The following is a 24,491-nucleotide window of genomic DNA, read 5'->3' as shown; positions in this document are numbered from 1 at the left end:
TCAAAACAACAAACCCTATTCAAAAGATAGGGTTTTGTTTTATTATTTAGAGTGCAAATAAGTGGTGCTTTGAATAATGAACTACACTTAGAAACTACACTTAGAGCCAACAAAAAAGCCTCTACAATTTGTAAAGGCTTGATAATGTAGTGGTCCCACCTGGGCTCGAACCAGGGACCACCTGATTATGAGTCAGGTGCTCTAACCAACTGAGCTATAGGACCAGTTAGGAGGATGCAATATTACTACTATTTTTAATTTATTGCAAGTATTTTTAAAAATTCCTTGAAAATAGTGACTTTACAAGTGATTAATAGAGGTTTAAAGCAGATAAATTTAACTCTTTTAAGTGTAAAAACTCCATCATTTCAACTTTTATGAAAATTACGCAAGAGGAGTTAGAAGGTCAAAAGTAACCAAAAAAACACCTCAGGTGTGTACAAAAGTGTGTACAATTTTTTAAGTACTCAAGTGCTACAAATTTTTAATTATGGCAACTATTAAAATTGTACTTGACCAACGCAGAACAAAGAAAGATGAAACATTTCCAGTAGTAATCAGAGTAAGACATCTCAAAAAGTACTTTGATATCAAAACAAATTATTCCCAGCTCTGCGAAGTCTCCCGACTTCGTAGTAGTAATAGATATAAAACTACTTGCTGGTGCACGAAACGAAGTTCAGTGTAGCTAATCCTTTCCCGTTTTTAGATAAAGCTTTGCCTGTAAAGATAAAACAAAGTAACAATATAAAAATGGTGTAGCTTTGTAATATCACCCTACTACTTGGTAATGTTCTTGGGTTTTTTGTAGGGCTAGATAATGATGTAGATGTTATGTTATTTGATTTGTTTTGAAGATTGTGGGTTTTCTCACAGTCTGATGTTAACAACAATAATATTTGGACGTTTAGTTTAAAAAAACTACTTTTGATACTATCAAATGATATTATCAATGAAGCCGCCATATAACATTACTCCTAAGATTTTAAAACTAATCACTTCTATATCTGAAAAGCTAGGAGAAGTGAACGCCAATTACCTAAGTAAACAATCACCTCAATTAAGAAAACAGAATAGGATTAAAACAATCCATTCATCTTTACAAATTGAAGGCAATACATTAACAGAAGATCAAATCACAGCCTTAATTGAAAACAAAAGAATCATTGGTCCTAAAAAAGATGTTCTAGAAGTATTGAATGCGATCAAAGTTTACGAAAAACTTGATGAATTTAAATTCAATTCTGACAAAAGCTTTTTAAAAGCGCACCGCCTATTAATGAATGGATTAATTGATAGCGCTGGAAAATACAGAACTAAAGGCGTTGGAATAGTCAAAGGAAATAAAGTAGAACATGTTGCTCCTCCTTTTGAAAATGTTCCTTTTCTTATGAAAGATTTATTTGACTATTTGAATGACTCTGAAGAAATAACATTAATTAAAAGTTGTGTTTTCCACTATGAAATGGAATTCATTCATCCCTTTTTAGATGGGAATGGAAGAATGGGAAGGTTGTGGCAAACTTTAATATTAATGAACGAATATCCTGTATTTGAGTTTTTGCCTTTTGAAACTTTGATTAGCCAAACACAAGATGAATATTATAAATCGCTTTCACTTAGTGATAAAAATGGAAAATCAACATTCTTCATAGAATATATGCTTGATGTAATTAACAAATCTCTTGAAAACTTGCTTAGTTACAACAGTAGAATTTTAAAAGATATCGATCGTTTAGAATACTTCATAAAGCTCGGAGCAAAAGAATTTACTCGTAAAGATTATATGAATACATTCAAAGATTTATCATCTGCAACAGCAAGTAGAGATTTGAAAAAAGGAATAGATTTGCAATTATTTGAAAGTGTTGGAACTCTTAATAAAACAAAATATAGTATAAAATAATTACGGTTGTTAATAGCTAGAATTTCATTGGGCTTGCAAAGCCAACTAAAAATCACGGAATACCCATACATAAAATGAATGAGGTAACCCTAGATAGCTCAGATTTGTCGACGGATGGGCGCAATTGCATTCTGTGTCCACAAAGAGCCTAAAAACACAAACTACAACAATAAAAAGGTGTAGTTTTTTTAATCAATCACTGCAATGAGGTTGCAGTGTCTTTTAACAAGAGCACAAAGATTAATATAAAATGGAGGGATGTTGTTTTAGAAAGGTTATAGCTCTTGGCACAGCTCTTCGTTTCGCAAAGTGTTTTTTTTAGTTGGGGATGTTTTTTGTAAAACCTTTGACAAAGGGGGTTAAGAAAAGAACTACTATTTTTGTATTTCTTGACAAAGTTCAATTAAGACCCCATTGGTGCCTTTAGGATGTAAAAAACAAACCAATTTATTGTCGGCGCCTTTTTTAGGAACTTCATTTAATAAAATAAAACCTTCTCCCTTTAACCGTTCCATTTCACTGTAAATGTCTTCTACATCAAACGCAATGTGGTGGATGCCTTCGCCTTTTTTATCAATAAATTTAGCAATAGGACTCTCTGGGTTGGTGGCTTCTAAAAGTTCTATTTTATTGGGACCGTTCATAAAAAAAGAGGTTTTCACTCCCTCGCTCGCCACTTCTTCTTGTTTGTAGGCAGGTGCGCCAAATAATTTTTCGAAAAGCACATTGGAGGTTTCCAAACTTTTTACGGCTATTCCTATATGTTCTATTTTTCTCATGGTATAAGTTACTAAGGTTCTAAGGTTAAAAAGTCTCTAAGGTTTGTAAAATTACAAAATAAAATAGATTCCCATCGACTGGAAAAGTTCAAAAATCTAAAATCGTTAATCTTCAATCAAAAATCTTATCGTATTTTTGCGCCATGGAGACCAATAGACAAAAAAAAATAGGAAGTGTACTTCAAAAAGACTTAGTAGATATCCTGCAAGGGGAAGTGCGCAAAAACGGCATATCAAATCTAGTGATTTCGGTATCTAAAGTAGCCGTGACCACCGATTTATCGATTGCTAAAGTGTATTTAAGTGTTTTTCCACAAGATAAAGCCAAAGAATTGTTGGAAGCTGTAAAATCAAACGCTCCTTTAATCAAGCACGATTTAGCACAACGTGTGAAATTGCAATTGCGAAAAGTGCCCAATCTTTCGTTTTACATTGATGATTCCCTTGATTACATCGAAAAAATTGACAATGCGCTTGCAGGTAAAGAAAATCCAATTGAAAATCGTGATCTTTTAGAAAAACGCAAAAAATCGTAAGTGAATTTTCCGCTTTACATAGCCCAACGCTACATTTTTAGTAAAAGCAAGAACAATGCCATCAACATCATTACTCGTATTGCTTCGGGAGGAATTATTGTTGGCGCAATGGCGCTGTTTGTAGTCCTTTCGGTTTTTAGTGGATTGCGGGAATTTAGTCTTTCGTTTTCAAATGATTTTGACCCCGATTTAAAACTCTTTCCCGCCACGGGAAAAATCATTTCAATAACACCCAAGCAATTGCGCCAACTCGAACATGTTGATGGACTTGCGAGTTATAGCAAAATTATAGAAGAACGCGTGCTTTTTTCGTTCGACAGCAAGCAGCAAGTGGCTCTTTTAAAAGGTGTGGACGAAAATTATGGAAAAGTAAATAAGGCTACTACAAAATTGTTTAATGGACAATGGCTGAAAAAAGGCACGACGCAATGTGTAATTGGGTATGGAATTTCAGAAAAACTGTCGTTAGGTTTGTTTGATTTTAACAATGATTTTGACGTATATGTTCCAAAACCTGGCAAAGGCGCTATTGAAAACCCTGAAGACGCTTTCAATAAGGCCTACTTAGCTCCCGTTGGAATTTATGCGATAAGCGAAGAATTGGATAATAAGTATGTTTTTACCGATTTGGGCCTTGCACAAGAACTGTTAGAATTGTCCCCACAACAAATGTCGGGCGTTGAAATTAGATTGAAGAAGAATGCTAATGAAAATCAGGTTGTTGCGCAACTGAACCAAATCTTTGGAAATCAAGTGGTGGTTAAGACGCGTGCGGCTTTGAATGCGACGCTGTATAAAATGTTAAATACCGAAAATATTGCTGTTTATTTAATTTTTACCTTGGTTATAATTATTGCGCTGTTCAATTTAATCGGTGCTTTGATTATGATGATTTTGGATAAAAAAGCCAATCTAAAAACCCTTTATAATTTGGGTGCCGAATTAAAAAGTTTAAGACAAATTTTTCTTCTACAAGGAACCTTGCTCACCGTGCTTGGAGGAATTATTGGATTACTTCTTGGGATTATTATTGTATTGGTGCAACAAAAATACAAGCTAATCATGATTACTAGCTCGTTGGCATATCCTGTGGTTTTAAATTTTGAAAATATTGTAATTGTTTTTACTACCCTTGTACTCCTTGGATTCTTGGCGAGTGTGATTGCTTCGAGCAGGGTAGGAAAAAAATTATTGGACTAATATTCCATGATGTAATTAGCATATACATCTGAAATTTCTTTAAAAACATCCATCAAACTATTGTGGTCATCCGTTGTGACCAAACGTTGTTTGTATTCTTTAAATCCGTGAATTCCTTTAAAATAATTGGTGTAATGGCGGCGCATTTCTACAATCCCCAGGCGTTCGCCTTTCCATTCCATAGACCAAATCAAATGATTGCGTGCCGCTTCAATACGGTCGTTCATCGAGGGAAGCGAACGTTTTTCTCCTGTAGCAAAGTAATGTTTGATTTCGTTAAAAATCCAAGGGTATCCAATGGCAGCCCGACCAATCATGATGCCATCAATACCATACTTATTTTTATATTCTAACGCTTTTTCTGGCGAATCAATATCGCCATTCCCGAAAATAGGCATTGAGATTCTGGGGTTGTTTTTCACCCGAGCAATATGCGACCAATCGGAATGACCTTTATACATTTGTGCACGGGTTCGAGCATGAATGGTTAGGGCTTGTACGCCAATATCTTGAAGTCTTTCGGCAACTTCATCAATATTGATCGAATTTTCATCCCATCCTAAGCGCGTTTTTACGGTTACAGGCAAATTGGTTCCTTTAATAACCGCTTTGGTCAAGCGCACCATTAAATCGACATCTTTCAAAACTCCTGCTCCAGCACCTTTACATACCACTTTTTTTACAGGACATCCAAAATTGATGTCGATTAAATCGGGTTGTACGGTGTCTACAATTTTGGCAGACAGCTCCATAGCTTCCTCGTCACCGCCAAAAATTTGAATGCCAACAGGGCGTTCGTAATCAAAAATATCTAATTTTTGTTTGCTTTTCATGGCATCACGAATCAATCCTTCTGATGAAATAAACTCCGAATACATTAAATCGGCGCCATGCGACTTGCATAATCTACGGAACGGAGGATCGCTCACGTCTTCCATCGGTGCGAGCAATAGAGGAAAATCAGGTAAAAGGATGTTGCCAATTTTGGGCATTATACTATTTTTTTGCAAAGATACTATTTTTTTATACCCAATAGGTTTCTAAAAGCTGTCAGGTATAAAATTCAAAACTTTAACCTATATTTGCCGATTAGTTCCCAAGAGTGCTGGGTTGCGTTAGGGATTGTAGCGACATCCTTTTGTGGAGCTTGCGAAGCGAAAGATACAGCGCAAAGCCCGACCCTTTGGGAACGCCATTAAAATTGACAAAAGAAGAGCATGAAAAATATTAGAAATTTTTGCATTATTGCACATATTGACCACGGAAAAAGTACGCTTGCAGACCGACTTTTGGCAGCGACACAAACGGTAACGGCTCGTGAAGAGAAAGCGCAATTGCTTGATAATATGGACTTGGAGCGTGAGCGAGGCATCACCATTAAGAGTCATGCTATCCAGATGGAGTATGTGTACCAAGGAGAAAAATATATTCTAAACCTGATAGATACGCCAGGTCACGTGGATTTTTCTTATGAAGTTTCGCGTTCGATTGCGGCTTGCGAAGGCGCTTTGTTGATTGTGGATGCCGCACAAAGCATTCAGGCGCAAACCATTTCGAATTTGTATTTGGCTTTGGAAAACGACTTAGAAATTATTCCAGTATTGAATAAAGTAGACTTGCCTAGTGCCAATCCCGAGGAAGTGAGCGATGATATTATTGATTTATTAGGGTGTAAACTAGAAGATATTATTCATGCATCGGGTAAAACGGGTTTTGGGGTAGAAAATATTTTATCGGCAATTATTGAAAAAATTCCGGCTCCAAAAGGAGACAAAAACGAACCATTGCAAGCCTTAATATTTGATTCGCATTACAATCCGTTTCGAGGGATTGAAGTTATTTTTAGGGTAAAAAATGGCGAAATTAGAAAAGGACAAAAAATCAAATTCATGGCTACGGGCAATGAATATTTTGCTGATGAAGTTGGAACCTTGAAGTTGAATCAAGTCCCAAAAGACGTGATTTCTACGGGAGATGTTGGGTATTTAATTTCGGGAATTAAAGAAGCGAAAGAGGTAAAAGTAGGGGATACCATTACCGATGCCAAATTGCCAACTACTAATATGATTACGGGTTTTGAAAACGTAAAACCTATGGTATTTGCTGGAATTTACCCAGTGGATACTGAAGATTTTGAAGATTTACGTGCTTCGATGGAAAAATTACAATTGAACGATGCTTCATTGGTTTTTGCGGCAGAAAGTTCGGCTGCCTTGGGATTTGGTTTCCGATGCGGGTTTTTAGGGATGTTACACTTGGAGATTATTCAAGAGCGTTTAGAGCGCGAATTTGACATGACGGTGATTACTACGGTTCCCAACGTGTCGTATTTAGCATATACAAAAAAGGAGCCTGAAACGCCTATTGTGGTTAACAATCCATCTGATTTGCCTGAACCCTCTAAATTAGATCGTGTAGAAGAACCTTATATCAAAGCGACTATCATTACCAAATCCGATTTTGTGGGGAATGTGATGAGTTTGTGTATTGAAAAACGAGGGATTATTACCAATCAAACCTATTTAACCACCGAACGTGTCGAGTTGAATTTTGATATGCCGTTGGCCGAGATTGTCTTTGATTTTTATGATCGTTTAAAAACCGTTTCTAAAGGGTATGCGTCGTTTGACTATTCTCCAATCGGAATGCGAACTTCGAAATTGGTAAAACTAGATGTATTGTTGAATGGGCAATCAGTAGATGCGCTATCAGCTTTGATTCATGAAGACAATGCGTATAATATTGGTAAAAAAATGTGTGAGAAATTACGCGAATTGATTCCGAGACAACAATTTGACATCCCAATTCAAGCAGCCATTGGTGCCAAAATCATCGCGCGTGAAACCATCAAAGCGTTGCGTAAAGACGTTACGGCTAAATGTTACGGGGGTGATATTTCTCGTAAACGTAAATTGTTGGAAAAACAGAAAAAAGGAAAAAAACGTATGCGTCAAGTAGGAAATGTTGAAATTCCTCAAGAAGCCTTTATGGCAGTATTGAAATTGAATGATTAAAAAAGAGGCAGATTTTAAAATCTGCCTCTTTTTTAATCATTTTTAAATGATGTATTTTTAACAGAATTCCTTTTGTTCTGTAAAATTTATATAAAAAATAATAAATTTTAGATTTATTTGCTTTGATATATTGTTTTTTTTTATAATTTTATATTCATAAAACAGAGGTGTTATTCTATGAAAATAAAATTATTTTTTATCTTTTTCTTAGTTTATACTGTGAAAGCCTTTTCGCAAGGGATTGTTGTAGACACGACAAGCACTACCGTGCCTCAACTAGTTTATAATGTTTTAATGCAAAATGCTTGTTCTGATGTGACAAATATTCAATACTCTTCCCATAAGTCAATTGGATATTTTACCAATACAAATACTAGTTTTCCTATCACTAATGGAATTGTGATTCGTAATGGTTTGGCAACGTATTCTCAAGGACAATATATAGGAACAAATTTAAGTAGTCAGGTTACAAATTTTGGGGATACTTTTTTGCAAAATTTAAGCAATAGCACAGGACAAACAGCATCTATTACGGATGTTGCTTACTTGCAATTTGATTTTACCCCTATTTCAAGTCACTTCTCCTTTGATTTTTTATTTGCTTCAAATGAATATGGTCAATATCAATGTGGGTTTAGTGATAATTTTGCTTTTTTATTGACTGATTTAACTACAAATGTGACAACAAATTTGGCTGTGATACCAGGAACTTCTACGCCAGTTTCAGTTATCAATATTAGAAATCAGGCCTACAATTCTTCATGTTTTTCTGCTAATCCTGATTTGTTTGGAAATTATAATATTGTCAATCCGTTGTTGTCTGCTACGAATTTTAGAGGGGAAACTAAATTGCTCAAAGCGTCTTCGTCTGTAATTCCTAATAGAACCTATAGAATACGAATGGTCATTGGGGATTATAATGATAGTGATTATGATTCGGCTGTTTTTGTTTCAGGAGGTAGTTTTATTCATTCTATAGATTTGGGGGCGGATCAAGCTATTTGTCAAGGGGAATCAATGGTTTTAAATACTGGTTTAGATAGTCAATATAACTTTGAATGGACAATGGGTGGGGTAACAATTCCGTCAGCTACAAGTTCAACATTATCGGTTAACCAACCTGGAGTGTATGGCGTTAAGGCAACTTTGCCAAATTCTGGGTGTGTGATTACCGATGAAATCGAATTAACCACGTTCAATCCAACACCTCCTCACAATATTACGGTATGTAATACTGGGCAAGCTGTGTATCAATTTGATTTAACAGAAAACAATCTCACCACATTGGGATTAGATCCTTCAATGTACAGTATTGCGTATTATGCTACATTGTCAAATGCGAATGCCAATGGACCACAAATTCCGGTTAGTTTGTTGAATTCGTTTTCAAGTACAGGAAATCAAACTATTTATATAAAAATTACACATATTTCAAACAACAGTATGGTATGTAATAATTTGTTCTCGTTCGATTTATTGGTTAATTCAGCTATTTCTATAACAACACCATCAAATATTATATTGTGTGATTCGGCTACAGGTGGTGTTTTCGATTTGAGTTCGCTCAACGCAACGGTACTCAATGGATTGGATTCTACTGCTTACACCGTTTCTTATTATAATACTAATAGTGATGCTCAGGCTGGAATAAATCCAATGACAGACCCAACAAATTATCCTATTCCAGCTGGAATAGCTACATATACGGTTTGGATTCGGGTTCACAACAACGTATTTTCATCTTGTTTTAATGTAACTAGTTTTACAATTACAACCTATCCTCAACCTCTTGTCGATGATTTGCCAAATGTAGTTGAGTGTAGTAGTTATGTGCTTCCCCCTCTTGTTAATGGAAATTATTATACAAATTCTGGAGGTACAGGTACATTGTTGCACGCTGGAGATGTGATAACTACTCATGGTACCTATTATGTTTTTAACGGTCCAGTAGCGCCTTATGGTTGTACTAATGAATCTTCTTTTGTAATCATACTCTTAGACCAAATTAATTTTCCAACAACGGCCTGTGGGAAATATGTTATTCCTGGGGCACCAGCAGGACATTTTTATACACAACCTCACGGATTAGGTTCTGTAATACCCAAAGGAACTATCTTAACATTTGATCAAACTATTTATTTTTATGCAGAAATAAATGGTGTAGTGTGTAGAGATGAAGCTTTAAATATTCAGGTTTTTCCATTACCTCCTGTAGATACACTTCAGAACGTGGTGACTTGCAATTCATTTATTCTTCCAACTTTAACAAATGGCAATTATTATACAGAGACAGGAGGAGGAGGAACTCACTTGGTTCCAGGTGATGCGATTACTTCTAGTCAAACCATTTTTATTTATGCTTTTAATGGAAGATGCCCAAATGAAACTTCATTTAGGGTAGATATTATTGATACGTCTAAGTATCATCCTATTATAAAATGTGGGCCTTTTAAATTACCTGTAATACCTTTTGGTAATTATTATACCTTGCCGGGTGGCGCAGGGACTATTATACCTGCTGGAACTATTATCTCAACCTCTCAAATAGTATATTATTATGCTATTACAACCACACAACCTAATTGTACTACCAATTTGAATTATGATATTACCATAAAACCATTGCCTCCTGTTGATGATCCGCCAGATGTGCTTTCATGTGGTAGTTATATTCTCCCGTCATTAACAAATGGGAATTATTATACAGCAACAAATGGAGGTGGAACTGCTTTATTTCCTAATGATGTTATTTCTTCTACCCAATTGTTGTATGTTTTATCTGTTGGTAGTAATGGATGTAAAAGCCAAAAATCATTTAATGTTACAATAAGACCAAAACCTCCTGTGGATAGTTTTACGGATGTGTTTAGTTGTACGCCCTATACACTTCCACATCTAACAAATGGAATCTATTATACAGCAACTGGAGGACCACATGGATCGGGAACTGTTATTTCAGTTGGAACGGTAGTTTCAATCTCTCAAGTAGTTTACATTTATAATGAATGGCCAGATTTTGTGAGTTGTACAAATGAAACTATTTTTAGTATTAATATTCAAGGAGTAAATGTTGGACAACATGATGATATTTATGCTTGTGAATCTTATGTGCTTCCTCATTTAAATATTGGAAATTATTATACTGCAACCGGAGGGCCACATGGAGTAGGTGCTCTGATTCCTGAAGGAACAATCATTACAACCACACAAACGGTTTACATATATGCCGAGTTTGGCGGTCGACAAACGTGTTCTGATGAAGATAGTTTTCAAATACTAGTTTCTCATAGACCTTCTTTGCCTGTTTTTAATGATGTTGAGGCTTGTGTTTCTTATGTCTTGCCAGTATTGAGTAATGGAAATTATTATTCTCAACCTAATGGACAAGGAACACTGTATCATGCCAATGATGTGATAAGTTCAAGTCAAATAATGTATGTTTTTGATGCTGCTTCAAATAATATAGATTGTAATGTAGAAAGACATTTTTTTATCACAATACATAATTTAAAAGATTTAGTTATTCCTAATGGTGTGATTTGTGTAGACAATAGTACTGGGGTAGCCTTTAATTCAACAACATTTCATACGGGATTGAACGCTTCGATTTACACCGTAAAATGGTATTTGAACGGAGTGTTAAAAGGTACTGGGGTCAATTTTACAACTTCAACTCCGGGAACATACTCTGTGGAGATTATCAAAAACACACCAAATGTAGGAGATGATTGCGGATATAATTCTACGACAGCAACTGTAGAAGTATCCAGTCAAGCCATAGCATTTGCAACAGTTTCTAGTGATTTTACTGATCATGTTAATGTGGAAGTTACCTTAACAGGAGGTCATGGAGTCTATTTGTATCAATTGGACGAGTTACAGCCACAATCGGGAACGGTTTTTTATGATGTGGATTCAGGAACTCATACAATCACTATTGTAGATACTAAGGGAGGTTGTCAAGACTTACAGTTGATGATACATGTACTAAAATATCCAAAATTCTTTACTCCAAATGGAGATGGTTTTAATGACACGTGGAATATATGGGATTTATCCTATCAAAGTGATGCTAAAGTTTTCATTTATGATCGATATGGAAAATTGTTAAAAGAGATTCGTCCTCGTTATGAAAGTTGGGATGGTACCTACAATGGAGAAGAAATGCCTTCTACAGACTATTGGTTTCAAGTTTTTTATAAACAAAATAACACCAATCAAACCAATGAGTTTAAAGCCCATTTTAGTATGAAACGCTAAGTGTTGTTTTCTAAATATCTTTTGTAATTTTGCATAAAAAAATGATAGAAGATAAAAGCCCCTTGCGAACACCCTTGTCACAAATAGGAGAATTTCAATTAATCGAAAAATTAACAAAAAACCTTGAAATAAAACAATCTTCTACAATCAAAGCTGTTGGAGATGATGCGGCAGTTTTGTCTTTCAAAGATAAAAGAACTGTTCTTTCTACAGATTTGTTGATTGAAGGGGTACACTTTGATTTGGCCTACATGCCTTTAAAGCATTTAGGATATAAAGCCGTTGTGGTAAATGTTTCTGATATATGTGCTATGAATGCACGTCCAACTCAAATAACCGTTTCTCTTGCTGTTTCAAATAGGTTTCCCTTAGAAGCTGTCGAAGAACTTTATGAAGGTATTAAAATAGCGTGTAAAATATATAATATTGATATTGTTGGGGGTGATACCACTTCGTCACAAAAAGGACTTATAATTTCAATAACAGTTTTGGGGGAAGTAGACCACGAAGATGAAATCGTATATCGAAGCGGGGCATGTGAAAATGATTTATTAGTTGTTTCGGGTGATCTTGGATCGGCTTATATGGGATTACAGGTGTTAGAAAGAGAAAAACAGGTTTTTCAGGTTAATACAAATAGTCAACCAGATTTAGATGCTTATACTTATTTAATCGAAAGACAGTTAAAGCCAGAAGCACGTGTAGATATTAAGGATATATTAAAACAATTAGAGGTCAAGCCAACCTCAATGATTGATATTTCAGATGGTTTATCTTCAGAAATTATTCATATTTGTAAGCAAAGTAAAAAAGGATGTAATTTGTATGAAGAAAAATTGCCGTTAGACCCACAATTAATTTCAGTTTGCGAAGAGTTTAACATAGATTCAACTACAGTGGCAATTAACGGAGGAGAAGATTATGAACTTTTGTTTACCATACCTATTGCTGATTTTGACAAAATAAAAGCAAACCCAAATTTTACTGTAATTGGACATATTGTTCCAGAAACAGAAGGGATTCACTTAATAACCAGAGCTAATACAAAAATTCCATTAAAAGCAAGGGGATGGAAAGCTTTTGATGAAGAATAGATTATAGTTTATTAATTTGTTAGGAGATGTTATTGGTGTTAGATAAAAGCAAAAAAGCCATCCACAAAAGTGGAAAGCTTTTCATTGGTCTAACTACTAAACCTATTTGCTACGAGTTACAAATTCGTAGCGAAACAACACAACTAATTTTGAATGATTCGAACCATATTCGACGAATGCATTTCATTTGCTTTTTGGGCAAAAAAGGTTTTCATTGCTGAAAACCTTTTTCCAATTTAGCGGTCTGGACGGGACTCGAACCCGCGACCCCATGCGTGACAGGCATGTATTCTAACCAACTGAACTACCAAACCATCGCTTAATTGCGGTTGCAAATATACACACGTTTTTTGTATTTGCAAGTGTTTTTGTTTATTTTTTTTAGTTGTAAACTATTATTTTAACCAAACATTTGTTTTTCAACTAAGTAAGTTGTCATAATTTTTTCAAAATTGGTGCCCACATTTACAGGGACATACTTAATTTTATTTTGAGCACACGTCATGGAAATATTTTTAAAGTAGGCTTTCAATCTATCTTCGTATTCGTCTTTGACATTTTCAGCAAAAAGATTAATAATTTCTCCCGATTCCACATCAATAAATTTTCTAGGTGCACTATCAAAGTCAAAGTGCAATTCTCTCTTTTCGTCTATAACATGAAACAAGACTACTTTATGTTTATTATGTTTTAGATGTTGAAGCGCATGAAACAAGGCTTCTTGATGATCATTTTGAAACATATCTGTAAAGATAACAATCATAGAGCGACGATGCATTTTTTCAGCTATTTGATGTAAAAATGTAATCGTATCAGTTGTTTTAGAAACTTTTGGAGTTTCAAGCAATTGTTCTAAGCGGTTTAAAATCATACGGTGGTGGCGATCGCTCCCTTTTTCGGGGGCATAATATTCGTATGAATCGGAGTAAATGCTCAATCCAACAGCATCTCGTTGTTTTTTCAATAAGTTCATCAAAACAGCCGAAGCCAAAACAGAAAATCCGATTTTACTCTCATAAAACTCTTGATTTCCTTCTAGTTTTGGATAATGCATAGAGGAAGAATTATCTAAAATCAAATGACACCTAAGATTGGTTTCTTCTTCAAATCGTTTGGTATACAACCGATCGGTTTTGGCAAATAACTTCCAATCTATATGCCTAGTGCTTTCGCCAGAATTATACACTTTGTGTTCGGCAAATTCGGCAGAAAATCCATGGAAAGGAGATTTGTGCATCCCAGAAATAAACCCTTCAACCACTTGATTGGCTAATAACTCTAAATGCTTAAATCCCGATATCAGTTCCTTTTGTTGTTCAATCTTCATAGTTACTTTGTTGATTAGCCCTTACATTCGAGTCAAAGATAATTTGAAATTTCGAAAATGTGCTACTTTGGAATTGATTTTTTAGGGCTAAAAAAAAGGTTCAACTTTCGCCGAACCTTTTAAAATTTTTTATGTATCGATTATAGCAAAGCATCAATAGCATCTGTGTAGGTTTTTTTTGGAGCTACTCCAACTTGTCTTCCTACAACTTCTCCATTTTGGAATACTAATACGGTTGGGATGTTTCGTACCCCATATTTTGCAGCAAATTCTTGATTGGCGTCTACATCGACTTTACCAACGATTGCTTTGCCATCATATTCGGTAGAAATTTCGTCAATTACGGGACCTACCATTCTACAAGGGCCACACCATGCTGCCCAAAAATCTACTACTACAGGTTTGTCTGATTTTAAAACTACTTCTTCAAAAGTAGCGTCTGTTATTGCTAATGCCATATTTTTTTGTTTAAAAAGTTTAATTTGTTTAAAAGTTAAAAGTTACCTCTAAAACAGAACGTATTATTTTTATAATGCAAAGATAAATAAACATTTCCTTTACAAAAGGAGCTTTTTTATTACTTTTAATTATTTAAGAATTGTTTTAATTGATTAATTCAATCTAAAATCCATGTTGAGTTGTTCCAAAGCTACCAGCAACTCCTTCGTAATTTTCACCTTCCATTTTCGACTAGGCATGGATATTTTAGTAAGTTCAATAATTTCTTCCACAAGGGTCGATTCAGGGAGTGGAATTCCTCCGTTTGAGGCGCCCAATTCTTCATCTTGTTCGACTAATTCTATTGTTTCTTCATCAGAATCAGTGTCGGGGTGTTGTGGTATATTTGTGTTTACAATTTCTTTTTTTACTTTTTCCACTTCTACTACTTCAATAGTGAGTGGATGTTCTCCTTGTTCTTTGCTAAATACCGTTTGTAATTGTTGGATTAGTTCTTCTTCTAACATCTTTATATCGATGCGAAGAATTAGCTTTTTGGCAAAACTAGAAAGAACATCGGCCAACATTTTCATGTCAAGAAATTGAATTCTGGGGTCTGATTTTTTTCCCGTTTCTTTGTTTATCCAACCCTCGCGAATCATTATTCGGATATAGGTAAAACTATTTTGAATTAAAAAATGCCTGTATTTTAAATACTCCTCATCAAAAATTTTAAACTCATAACTTTCATCATAGCCTTCTAAAGTAAAAACAGCCCAGCCTTTTCCATTTTTTGTGGTGCGATGCTCTACTTTAGTAATGATACCTCCTACAGCTATGTTTTTACCAACTAGCGGATTCAAGTCTTTAAAAGCTTCTAATTTAGTGTTGCAAAAATATTTCATTTCATGACTGTAATCGTCTAAAGGGTGTCCTGAAAGATAGATTCCAACGACTTCTTTTTCTTTGGCCAATTTTTCCATGGTACTCCATTCTTCACATGGAGGTACTTGAGGTTCGGCAATTTGAACTTCACTTGTTTCTCCAAACAAACTCACTTGAGCCGAATTTTCATTTTCCTGAAACTTGGAGCCAAAACGCATCGCTTTTTCTAAAAAAGTAATTCCTTCGCCTTCCACATGGAAATATTGTGCACGGTGAGTATCTGAAAAACAGTCAAAACCACCAGCAAGAGCCAAACTTTCAAATGCTTTTTTATTGGCTGCGCGCAAATCGATTTTTTTAGCTAAATCAAATATGGATTTATAAGGTGCATTTTTTCTGTTTTGGACAATCGTTTCTACTGCATTGGCTCCAACTCCTTTGATAGCCCCCATTCCAAAACGAATAGCATAATCATGATTGACCGTAAATTTATAGTAGGATTCATTGACATCAGGACCAAGAACGTTCAACCCCATGCGCTTACATTCTTCCATAAAGAATGAGACTTGCTTGATGTCGTTCATATTATTCGAAAGCACTGCTGCCATATATTCTGCTGGATAATGAGCTTTCAAATACGCCGTTTGATACGCAATCCAAGCGTAACATGTTGAGTGTGATTTGTTGAATGCATAACTCGCAAAAGCCTCCCAATCTTTCCAAATTTTTTCAAGAACCGTAGCATCATGTCCTTTAGCTGCAGCTTGTTCGACAAACTTAGGCTTCATTTTGTCGAGAACATCTTTTTGCTTTTTCCCCATGGCTTTACGCAAGACGTCGGCTTCACCTTTTGTAAATCCGGCGAGCGATTGAGACAGAAGCATTACTTGCTCCTGATAGACTGTGATTCCGTATGTTTCGCCAAGATATTCTTCGCAAGCTTCTAAATCATAAACAATAGGTTCTTCTCCGTTTTTTCTTCTAACGAAGGAAGGAATATATTCTAGTGGTCCTGGACGATATAAGGCATTCATCGCAATTAAATCCCCAAAAACGGTAGGTTTTAAATCGCGAAGGTATTTTTGCATTCCGGGCGATTCGTATTGGAAAATCCCTACGGTTTCGCCTCTTTGAAACAATTCATATGTTTTAACATCGTCTATTGGAAATTCGTCTGGATTGAGTTCGATTCCTGTTCGGTATTTTACCAATTTAACAGTATCTTTAATCAGAGTAAGGGTCTTCAAACCCAAAAAGTCCATTTTTAGTAATCCAGCACTTTCGGCTACTGAGTTGTCGAATTGAGTAACGTATAATTCAGAATCTTTTGCTGTAGTGACAGGAACGAAATTCGTAATATCATCAGGCGTAATAATCACACCACAAGCATGAATTCCGGTATTTCGAAGTGATCCTTCCAGAATTTTAGCTTGTTGGATGGTTTCTCCTGCCAAATCGCCTTCATTGGCAATAGCAATTAATTCTTTTACCCGTTCAAACTCATCCGAACGCAAGGCTTTTTTAACTTCTTCTTCTTTTTCAGAAATGAATCGCGCCAAATTCCATTTCGAAGGCATCATACCTGGAATTAATTTAGCAATTCGATCCGCTTCAAAAAGGGGTAAATCCAATACACGTGCGGTATCACGAATAGCCGATTTGGTAGCCATTTTACCATACGTGATAATTTGAGCTACTTGATTGGCTCCATATTTATTGATTACATATTCCATAACACGGCCACGTCCTTCGTCATCAAAGTCAATATCAATATCGGGCATGGAAACCCTATCTGGATTAAGAAAACGCTCAAAAAGCAAATCGTATTTTATGGGGTCAATATTGGTAATTCCTAAACAATAAGCTACCGCAGAGCCCGCTGCTGAACCCCGACCCGGGCCTACAGAAACATCCATTTTTCGGGCTTCGGCAATGAAATCTTGAACAATCAAGAAATAACCAGGATACCCTGAATTGGAAATGGTCAGTAATTCAAAATCCAATCGTTCTTGAATTTCGGGAGTGATTTCGCCATACCTTTTTTTGGCTCCTTCCAGGGTTAAATGTTTCAAATAGGCATTTTCACCACGAACCCCTCCGTCAACTTCATCTTCTGGGTTTACAAATCCTTCAGGAATGGCATATTTTGGAAGTAAGACATCACGGTATAACGAATAGGTTTCAATCTTATCCACAATTTCCTGGATATTGATAATAGCTTCAGGCAAATCGGAAAATAGCTTTTTCATTTCTTCTTCCGATTTAAAATAATATTCCTGATTGGGTAATCCGTAGCGATACCCACGTCCACGACCTATTGGAGTGGCTTGTTTTTCGCCATCTTTTACACACAATAAAATATCGTGAGCATTGGCATCTTCTTTGTTTAGATAGTAGGTATTGTTGGTCGCAACTAGTTTTATCTTATGTTTTTGAGAAAATTCAATCAAGGTTTTGTTGACCCTATTTTCATCTTCCTGATTGTGACGCATGATTTCTAAATAAAAATCATCTCCAAATTGTGTGGCCCACCAAATTAAAGCTTCTTCGGCCTGATTTTCGCCAATATTTAAAATTTTACTCGGAATTTCACCATATAAATTCCCCGATAAAACAATAATGTCTTCTTTGTATTTTTCTACAACTGATTTGTCAATTCTTGGAACATAATAAAAGCCATCGATATAAGCAATGGAAGCCATTTTGGCTAAATTATGATAGCCCTTTTTGTTTTTAGCAAGAAAAACGACTTGATACCCATTGTCTTTTTTGGTTTTGTCAGTATGGTTGTCACAAATATTGAACTCGCAACCCACTATGGGTTTAATCTCTGTTTCGGTAGGTTCTTCTCCGTTAGCAATAGCCGTTTCTATGCTGGATTTAACCGATTTATTATGATTCATCACCGCACTCACAAAATGAAAAGCACCCATCATGTTTCCGGTGTCTGTCATGGCAACTGCAGGCATTTTGTTTTTGGCTGCCGCCGAAACTAAAGCCGGAACCGATATAGTAGATTGCAATACTGAAAATTGCGTATGATTGTGAAGATGAACAAAGTTTGAACGTTTAAAATCTCTCTTGTCATCCTCGGTTATGGATGATTGAACAGTTTCTTTTTCATTATTTTCAAGCCTTTTTCTTATCTGTTCCGAGGCTTCTTTAAGGTTGATGTGTTGGAGACCAATTAATTGAATCGATCTTGGATTTTTTAATTGAAAATCTTCAAAATATTCTTGTTCGACATCAAGTTCTTCAGGAGTAAAAACTTCGGTGCGAATTAATTCTAAAAAACATCGAGTGGTTGCTTCCACATCGGCAGTGGCATTGTGCGCTTCTGCAAAAGGTTCGTTGAAAAGGTATTGATGCAATTCGGTCAGTGTAGGAAGTTTGAATTTTCCGCCACGACCACCAGGCAATTTTAGTAATGAAGCGGTAACTTCGGTACAGGTATCCAATATTGGCATTTTCGATAATTGGGACTCCATACCCGCACGGTAGAATTCGCAACCTATGATATTGACGTCGAAACCAACATTTTGTCCAACGATGAACTTAGCTTTTGAAAGAGCAATGTTGAATTTCTCCAACATTACATGGAGTTGAATGCCGTGTTCTTGAGCTAATTCGGTCGAAATTCCATGAATTCTCTCGGCATCATAAGGAATATTGAAGCCTTCAGGATTGATTAAATAATCTTGATGCTTGATAAGAGTTCCCATTTCGTCATGCAACTGCCAAGCAATTTGAATACATCTTGGCCAATTATCTGTATCAGAAATAGGAGCGGCCCAACTTTTTGGTAATCCGGTGGTTTCGGTGTCGAATATTAAATACATTTGGATTTTAGATTGTTGATTTTAGATAGCTGATTTTAAAAAATCAACCTCTCAAAAGTACATTTTAAGAAAGAAACGGACAATTTTAGTTATTAACAAAAAAAACCACTTCAAATTATGAAACGGTTTCTTGTATATTTTTAGAAATTTTATATTTTAAGGAGTAGTAATAATAGGGATTTTATAAAAATTTCCATATTGAAAATTGACCATAGTATTTCCTAGCGGGTTTGCAGTAGTATTGATAGCATTGAATTTGAATGTGCCAGTTACAGTATCTCCTGTGTTTTCAGTGATTACAATTTCACCATTACTTCCTTCAACATTCAAAACTTTCACTTTAGCATCGTTTCCACCACCTACAATGGTGATGATATCACCTGCTTTGTACCCATTACCGGGAGAGGCTACTTTAACCGAAGTAACAACTCCAGAAGTATTAGCTATAACAGATAAGGTTAATCCTGAACCAGATCCTCCCGTAGTTTGATGAGAATTATTACATGCATACGTTAGATTAACTGGGTCTGTCAAGATGCAATCTGAAACATATCCTGAACCTCCAGTAGACATTGTTGGATACATTTTTGCTACGGGTCCTGTTATCACATTGGTTTGATAGGTTAGGTTTACTCCATTAAAAGAAGAATCATATTCTGCTGTGGTAGTTAGGTCGGTAGATCCTAAATAATAGGTTCCTAAAGAGGCACTAGCTACATTTAAATGTACGGATTCATCTTGTGCTAAAGCAACCAAATTAAGTTCTCCAGATGATATAGATTTGTATGCTTTTATATCTATTCCTCTAAAAAGTGACCCATCACGATAGGCTTGAAATCCTGGATTATTGAATTGTACATCCTTCTGACATGAGGTAAAAACACCAACAGCAAGTAGGAAATAAATTATCTTTTTCATTTTATAATAAATTACAAGCACAAAAATAATTTTTTTTATCAATTAACATTCTATTTTTAGTTAAAATTATCTGAAATACTTTTTTTTGAAGGTAAAAACAAATTGCAATAAATAATTTTATATATTTGCGCCCTTAAATAACCAAGGTCGAGTACCTTAAATGAATCAAAAAGATTATGTCAGTAAAAATTAGATTACAAAGACACGGTAAAAAGCAAAAGCCTTTTTACTGGATTGTAGCGGCAGATGCACGCGCAAAGAGAGATGGTAGATTCTTAGAAAAATTAGGAACTTACAATCCAAACACAAACCCTGCAACCATAGATTTAAATCTTGATGCAGCTGTACAATGGTTACACAATGGTGCTCAACCAACAGATACAGCAAGAGCGATTCTTTCATATAAAGGAGCGTTATTGAAGCATCATTTAGATGGAGGTGTTAGAAAAGGGGCTTTAACTCAAGAACAAGCTGATGCAAAATTAGCAGCATGGTTGGATGAGAAAGCAGCTAAAGTTAACGCTAAAAAAGATGGTTTATCGAAAGCGCAAGAAGCGGAAAAAGCAAAAGCTTTAAAAGCGGAAAAAGAAGCTAATGAAAAACGCATCAAAGCGGCTGAGGAAGCTGCAAAAGCATTAGAAGCTGAAGCAGTTGCTGAAGAAACAGTAGAAGAAGTAGCTACTGAAGAAGCTCCAGCGGTTGAGGAAGCTCCAGCTGCTGAAGAAACAAACGAAGGAGCAGAAGCTTAATGTATCGCGAACATGCGTAAAGAGGAATGTTTCTATTTAGGCAAAATCGCTAAAAAATTTAGTTTCAAAGGGGAAGTTTTGGTCTATTTAGATACTGACGAACCCGAGCAATATCAAAACTTGGAATCAGTTTTTGTTGAATTTAACAAAAATCTGATTCCTTTTTTTATTGAAATTTGTCATTTACATAAAGGGGATTTTCTTAGAGTAAAATTTGAAGATGTCAATACAGAAAGTGAAGCCGATGAAATTGTTGGTTGTGAAGTTTACCTTCCTTTAAGTCTATTACCAAAACTCGAGGGGAATCAATTTTACTACCATGAAGTCATTGGTTTTGAAATTGAAGACCAAAAATTGGGGGTTTTTGGAAAAATTGTGTCCATTAACGATACCGCTGCACAGCCTCTTTTTGAAGTATTAAATGGTGGTGTAGAAATTCTTGTTCCTATGATTGATCAGTTTTTGGTAAAAATTGACAGAGAAAATAAGAAAGTCATCATGAATTTACCAGAAGGTTTAGTGGAGATGTATCTTTAGTAAAGTGTTCTTTGATTAGTTTTTTAGTATTTAGCTGAAATTTCAAAAATCTAAACTCGTTAATCTTCAATCGTTAATAATCTTGTTTTTATTCAAACAATTTTCCGTTCAACAAGACCGATGTGCTATGAAAATTGGTACTGATGGGGTTTTGCTTGGTACTTGGTGTCCCATAGACAACAATCCCTTTTCCGTTTTAGACATTGGAGCAGGAACAGGAATATTATCCTTAATGCTGGCACAACGTTCAAAGGCTCAGCAAATTGACGCATTAGAAATTGACGAATCCGCATACGAACAGTGTGTTGAAAACTTTGAAGCCTCACCTTGGAGTGACCGTTTGTTTTGTTTTCATGCAGGTTTGGATGAATTTATTGAAGAACCCGAAGACGAATACGACATTATCATTTCGAATCCACCCTTTTATTCTGAAGATTTTAAAACCGATAATTCACAGCGCGATTTAGCCCGTTTTCAAGACGCCATGCCTTTTGAAGAATTGGTGGCGGCTGCCGATTTATTATTGTCTGAAAACGGTATTTTTTCAGTTATTATTCCGTTTAAAGAAGAAGACAAATTTATCGAATTGTGTGCTGAAGTCGAATTGTATCCTGTAAAAGTTACTCGAGTTAAAGGAGCATATAACACGCCAATTATGAGAAGTTTGCTAGCCTTTAAGCGATACGAACTGCCTGTTTTGGAAGCTGATGAATTGGTGATAGAGATTCGTCGTCATGAGTACACAGATGAGTACATCAATTTAACTAAAGACTTCTATTTAAAGATGTAGTCCTAGCCCAGATTAAGCCGGTATCCACGGAATGCAATGGAGTGATAAAGGCTAAAGCTGGATTAGCTTCAAAAAATAACAATCGTTCAATTATTTCTCAAATTTGTTTTCTTACCTTTGCAAACGATTTCGTAATTCAGTTTTTAATTGATTACCAATAACTAATTGTTTTTAAAAAATATGAAACCAGATTTATTTCAAGCTCCCGATTATTATTTGTTAGATGATTTACTAACAGAAGAACATAAATTAGTACGAGATGCTGCTCGTGCTTGGGTAAAACGTGAAGTTTCTCCCATTATAGAAGATTATGCACAACGTGCTGAATTTCCAAAACAAATTATTAAAGGTTTGGGAGAGATAGGGGGTTTTGGACCTTATATCCCAGAAGAATATGGAGGTGCTGGATTAGACCAGATTTCGTATGGATTAATCATGCAAGAAATTGAGCGTGGCGATTCGGGTGTTCGTTCAACATCATCGGTACAATCATCGTTAGTCATGTATCCAATATGGAAATTTGGAACCGAAGCACAACGTATGAAATACTTACCCAAGTTGGCTACAGGAGAATTTATGGGCTGTTTTGGCTTGACTGAACCCGACTATGGTTCAAATCCAAGTGGGATGGTAACCAACTTCAAAGATATGGGCGACCATTATTTGTTGAATGGTGCTAAAATGTGGATTTCGAATGCGCCTTTTGCTGATGTAGCGGTAGTTTGGGCTAAAAATGAAGAAGGAAGAATTCACGGATTGATTGTAGAACGAGGCATGGAAGGATTTACCACTCCAGAAACACACAATAAATGGTCACTTCGAGCGTCTGCGACTGGAGAATTGATTTTTGATAATGTAAAAGTCCCTAAAGAGAATTTATTACCAGGAAAATCGGGTCTTGGCGCACCAATGATGTGTTTGGATTCAGCTCGATATGGAATTGCTTGGGGTGCGATTGGTGCGGCTATGGATTGTTACGACACGGCGTTGCGCTATGCAAAAGAACGCATTCAGTTTGACAAACCTATTGCGGGAACGCAATTACAACAAAAAAAATTAGCCGAAATGATTACCGAAATCACTAAAGCGCAATTGTTAACATGGAGATTGGGTGTCTTGAGAAATGAAGGACGTGCCACTACGGCTCAAATTTCGATGGCAAAAAGAAACAATGTGGATATGGCGATACATATTGCTCGTGAAGCAAGACAAATATTAGGAGGAATGGGAATAACAGGAGAATATTCTATTATGCGTCATAGCATGAATTTAGAATCTGTTATTACTTATGAAGGAACACACGACATACATTTGTTGATTACAGGAGCTGATATTACGGGAATTCCTGCATTCAAATAAACGAATAAACAATCGTTAAAATTGGCATAAAAGCTTCTCCTTTTCGAGAAGCTTTTTTAATTTTACTAAAAAATTCGTTATGACTATTGAAACCATCAACCATTCGATACAGCAATATAAAAATCAATTACTTACGCACTCATTGTATGAAAAAGTAAAGACAATTGAAGATTTGCATTGCTTCTTAGAGCATCATGTCTATGCCGTTTGGGACTTTATGTCACTACTCAAAGCGCTACAAAACAAATTAACGTGTACTACAACACCTTGGTTGCCTATTGGAAATCCAGAAGTGCGTTATTTGATAAATGAAATTGTTGTAGCAGAAGAAACGGACTTGGCACTAGATGGTTCGCGTCAAAGTCATTTTGAGATGTACCTTAATGCTATGAAATCATGTGGTGCAAACACTATTCCAGTGATTACGTTCCTAGAAAACCTCAAATCAACGCAAAACATATTTGTTTCAATAAAGCAAAGTGTTTTACATCCAAAGGTAAAAGAATTTTTAGATTTTACATTTCGAATTATTGAAGAGGGAAAATCGCATAAGATTGCCGCTGCTTTTACTTTTGGGAGAGAAGATTTGATTCCCAGTATGTTTACCGAAATCTTAAAAAACTTCCAAACAAATTTTCCCGAAATACAACTAAATGAACTGATTTATTATTTTGAGCGTCATATAGAATTGGATGCTGACGAGCATGGTCCTATGGCTATGCAAATGATTAAAGAATTGTGTGACTCTGAAACAAAATGGAAAGAAGTGGAAGAAACAGCTATTCAAGCCCTTGAAAAAAGAGTTGGTTTGTGGAATGCCATTGAAGAAACTATTTTGTCTAAAGAATTAGTGTTGTAAA

General features: G+C 35.6%; 17 protein-coding genes and 2 tRNA genes. 11 read left to right on the top strand and 8 right to left on the bottom strand.

Going from position 1 to position 24,491, the window contains the following annotated elements; all coding sequences use genetic code 11:
- Positions 1–150: 150 nt before the first annotated feature.
- Positions 151–224, bottom strand: a tRNA-Ile gene (locus CLV55_RS06960).
- 728 nt (positions 225–952) lie between these two features.
- On the opposite strand from CLV55_RS06960, the gene CLV55_RS06955 reads away from it, so the two are divergent.
- Positions 953–1,906, top strand: a complete 954-nt coding sequence (locus tag CLV55_RS06955; RefSeq protein WP_112113026.1) for a Fic family protein — start codon at positions 953–955, stop codon at positions 1,904–1,906.
- 374 nt (positions 1,907–2,280) lie between these two features.
- Here the strand turns inward: CLV55_RS06955 and mce are convergent, their stop codons facing one another.
- Positions 2,281–2,685, bottom strand: a complete 405-nt coding sequence (gene mce / locus CLV55_RS06950; protein WP_112113025.1) for a methylmalonyl-CoA epimerase — start codon at positions 2,683–2,685, stop codon at positions 2,281–2,283.
- Positions 2,686–2,828: 143 nt separating this feature from the next.
- On the opposite strand from mce, the gene rbfA reads away from it, so the two are divergent.
- Together rbfA and CLV55_RS06940 are read left to right on the top strand one after the other, a co-directional pair.
- Positions 2,829–3,221: a 30S ribosome-binding factor RbfA gene (rbfA, locus tag CLV55_RS06945; RefSeq protein WP_112113024.1), complete on the top strand. Its 393-nt coding sequence runs from the start codon at positions 2,829–2,831 to the stop codon at positions 3,219–3,221.
- Positions 3,222–4,421, top strand: coding sequence for an ABC transporter permease (locus tag CLV55_RS06940; RefSeq protein ID WP_112113023.1), 1,200 nt, complete (start codon positions 3,222–3,224; stop codon positions 4,419–4,421). It begins immediately after the preceding gene.
- Here the strand turns inward: CLV55_RS06940 and dusB are convergent.
- Entirely contained in the window at positions 4,418–5,413 is a 996-nt protein-coding gene (gene dusB, locus CLV55_RS06935) for a tRNA dihydrouridine synthase DusB (RefSeq protein WP_112113022.1), read from the bottom strand. The two genes, CLV55_RS06940 and dusB, sit on opposite strands and share 4 nt — an antisense overlap.
- A 225-nt stretch (positions 5,414–5,638) precedes the next feature.
- On the opposite strand from dusB, the gene lepA reads away from it, so the two are divergent.
- The 3 genes from lepA (at position 5,639) to thiL (ending at position 12,789) form a co-directional block, all read left to right on the top strand.
- Positions 5,639–7,435 carry a translation elongation factor 4 gene (gene lepA / locus CLV55_RS06930; RefSeq protein ID WP_112113021.1) on the top strand — a complete coding sequence of 599 codons (1,797 nt, stop codon included), beginning with the start codon at positions 5,639–5,641 and terminating at the stop codon, positions 7,433–7,435.
- Between the two features lie 177 nt (positions 7,436–7,612).
- Positions 7,613–11,695: a T9SS type B sorting domain-containing protein gene (locus CLV55_RS06925; RefSeq protein WP_112113020.1), complete on the top strand. Its 4,083-nt coding sequence runs from the start codon at positions 7,613–7,615 to the stop codon at positions 11,693–11,695.
- 41 nt (positions 11,696–11,736) lie between these two features.
- On the top strand, positions 11,737–12,789 hold the full coding sequence (gene thiL / locus CLV55_RS06920) for a thiamine-phosphate kinase (protein ID WP_112113019.1): 1,053 nt from the start codon (positions 11,737–11,739) through the stop codon (positions 12,787–12,789).
- A 240-nt stretch (positions 12,790–13,029) separates the two neighbouring features.
- Here thiL and CLV55_RS06910 read toward each other — a convergent pair.
- The 5 genes from CLV55_RS06910 to CLV55_RS06890 form a co-directional block, all read right to left on the bottom strand.
- Positions 13,030–13,103: transfer RNA gene (locus CLV55_RS06910), tRNA-Asp, on the bottom strand.
- Positions 13,104–13,189: 86 nt separating this feature from the next.
- Positions 13,190–14,116 carry a DUF58 domain-containing protein gene (locus CLV55_RS06905; RefSeq protein ID WP_112113017.1) on the bottom strand — a complete coding sequence of 309 codons (927 nt, stop codon included), beginning with the start codon at positions 14,114–14,116 and terminating at the stop codon, positions 13,190–13,192.
- Positions 14,117–14,256: 140 nt separating this feature from the next.
- A complete protein-coding gene (gene trxA / locus CLV55_RS06900; RefSeq protein ID WP_112113016.1) occupies positions 14,257–14,574 on the bottom strand; it encodes a thioredoxin in 318 nt (105 codons plus the stop codon).
- A gap of 153 nt (positions 14,575–14,727) precedes the next feature.
- Entirely contained in the window at positions 14,728–19,278 is a 4,551-nt protein-coding gene (dnaE, locus tag CLV55_RS06895; protein ID WP_112113015.1) for a DNA polymerase III subunit alpha, read from the bottom strand.
- Between the two features lie 156 nt (positions 19,279–19,434).
- Positions 19,435–20,196, bottom strand: coding sequence for a DUF6252 family protein (locus CLV55_RS06890; RefSeq protein WP_112113014.1), 762 nt, complete (start codon positions 20,194–20,196; stop codon positions 19,435–19,437).
- Between the two features lie 176 nt (positions 20,197–20,372).
- Here CLV55_RS06890 and CLV55_RS06885 point away from each other — a divergent pair, with 176 nt between their 5' ends.
- From CLV55_RS06885 to CLV55_RS06865, 5 genes are all read left to right on the top strand, one after another.
- Complete coding sequence (locus tag CLV55_RS06885; protein ID WP_112113013.1) at positions 20,373–20,945, top strand: 30S ribosomal protein S16; 573 nt, start codon at positions 20,373–20,375, stop codon at positions 20,943–20,945.
- A 12-nt stretch (positions 20,946–20,957) separates the two neighbouring features.
- Entirely contained in the window at positions 20,958–21,482 is a 525-nt protein-coding gene (gene rimM / locus CLV55_RS06880) for a ribosome maturation factor RimM (protein ID WP_112113012.1), read from the top strand.
- A gap of 127 nt (positions 21,483–21,609) precedes the next feature.
- Positions 21,610–22,272, top strand: a complete 663-nt coding sequence (locus tag CLV55_RS06875) for a tRNA1(Val) (adenine(37)-N6)-methyltransferase (RefSeq protein ID WP_170122243.1) — start codon at positions 21,610–21,612, stop codon at positions 22,270–22,272.
- Between the two features lie 180 nt (positions 22,273–22,452).
- The gene (locus CLV55_RS06870) at positions 22,453–23,631 is read left to right on the top strand and encodes an acyl-CoA dehydrogenase family protein (protein WP_112113010.1); all 1,179 of its coding nucleotides are present in this window, start codon (positions 22,453–22,455) and stop codon (positions 23,629–23,631) included.
- 79 nt (positions 23,632–23,710) lie between these two features.
- Complete coding sequence (locus CLV55_RS06865) at positions 23,711–24,490, top strand: DUF3050 domain-containing protein (RefSeq protein WP_112113009.1); 780 nt, start codon at positions 23,711–23,713, stop codon at positions 24,488–24,490.
- The last annotated feature ends 1 nt before the right edge of the window (position 24,491 follow it).

It is taken from the genome of Flavobacterium aciduliphilum (assembly GCF_003268855.1).
Taxonomy (GTDB): Bacteria; Bacteroidota; Bacteroidia; order Flavobacteriales; family Flavobacteriaceae; genus Flavobacterium; species Flavobacterium aciduliphilum.
This window is presented reverse-complemented; position numbering and strand designations above follow the sequence as displayed.

Bases quoted from the DNA above. Each gene is read 5' to 3' on its own strand.
- CLV55_RS06955 (WP_112113026.1), top strand. From the start codon at position 953: ATGAAGCCGCCATATAACATTACTCCTAAGATTTTAAAACTAATCACT.
- mce (WP_112113025.1), bottom strand. From the start codon at position 2,685: ATGAGAAAAATAGAACATATAGGAATAGCCGTAAAAAGTTTGGAAACC.
- rbfA (WP_112113024.1), top strand. From the start codon at position 2,829: ATGGAGACCAATAGACAAAAAAAAATAGGAAGTGTACTTCAAAAAGAC.
- dusB (WP_112113022.1), bottom strand. From the start codon at position 5,413: ATGCCCAAAATTGGCAACATCCTTTTACCTGATTTTCCTCTATTGCTC.
- lepA (WP_112113021.1), top strand. From the start codon at position 5,639: ATGAAAAATATTAGAAATTTTTGCATTATTGCACATATTGACCACGGA.
- CLV55_RS06925 (WP_112113020.1), top strand. From the start codon at position 7,613: ATGAAAATAAAATTATTTTTTATCTTTTTCTTAGTTTATACTGTGAAA.
- thiL (WP_112113019.1), top strand. From the start codon at position 11,737: ATGATAGAAGATAAAAGCCCCTTGCGAACACCCTTGTCACAAATAGGA.
- CLV55_RS06905 (WP_112113017.1), bottom strand. From the start codon at position 14,116: ATGAAGATTGAACAACAAAAGGAACTGATATCGGGATTTAAGCATTTA.
- trxA (WP_112113016.1), bottom strand. From the start codon at position 14,574: ATGGCATTAGCAATAACAGACGCTACTTTTGAAGAAGTAGTTTTAAAA.
- dnaE (WP_112113015.1), bottom strand. From the start codon at position 19,278: ATGTATTTAATATTCGACACCGAAACCACCGGATTACCAAAAAGTTGG.
- CLV55_RS06890 (WP_112113014.1), bottom strand. From the start codon at position 20,196: ATGAAAAAGATAATTTATTTCCTACTTGCTGTTGGTGTTTTTACCTCA.
- CLV55_RS06885 (WP_112113013.1), top strand. From the start codon at position 20,373: ATGTCAGTAAAAATTAGATTACAAAGACACGGTAAAAAGCAAAAGCCT.
- rimM (WP_112113012.1), top strand. From the start codon at position 20,958: ATGCGTAAAGAGGAATGTTTCTATTTAGGCAAAATCGCTAAAAAATTT.
- CLV55_RS06875 (WP_170122243.1), top strand. From the start codon at position 21,610: ATGAAAATTGGTACTGATGGGGTTTTGCTTGGTACTTGGTGTCCCATA.
- CLV55_RS06870 (WP_112113010.1), top strand. From the start codon at position 22,453: ATGAAACCAGATTTATTTCAAGCTCCCGATTATTATTTGTTAGATGAT.
- CLV55_RS06865 (WP_112113009.1), top strand. From the start codon at position 23,711: ATGACTATTGAAACCATCAACCATTCGATACAGCAATATAAAAATCAA.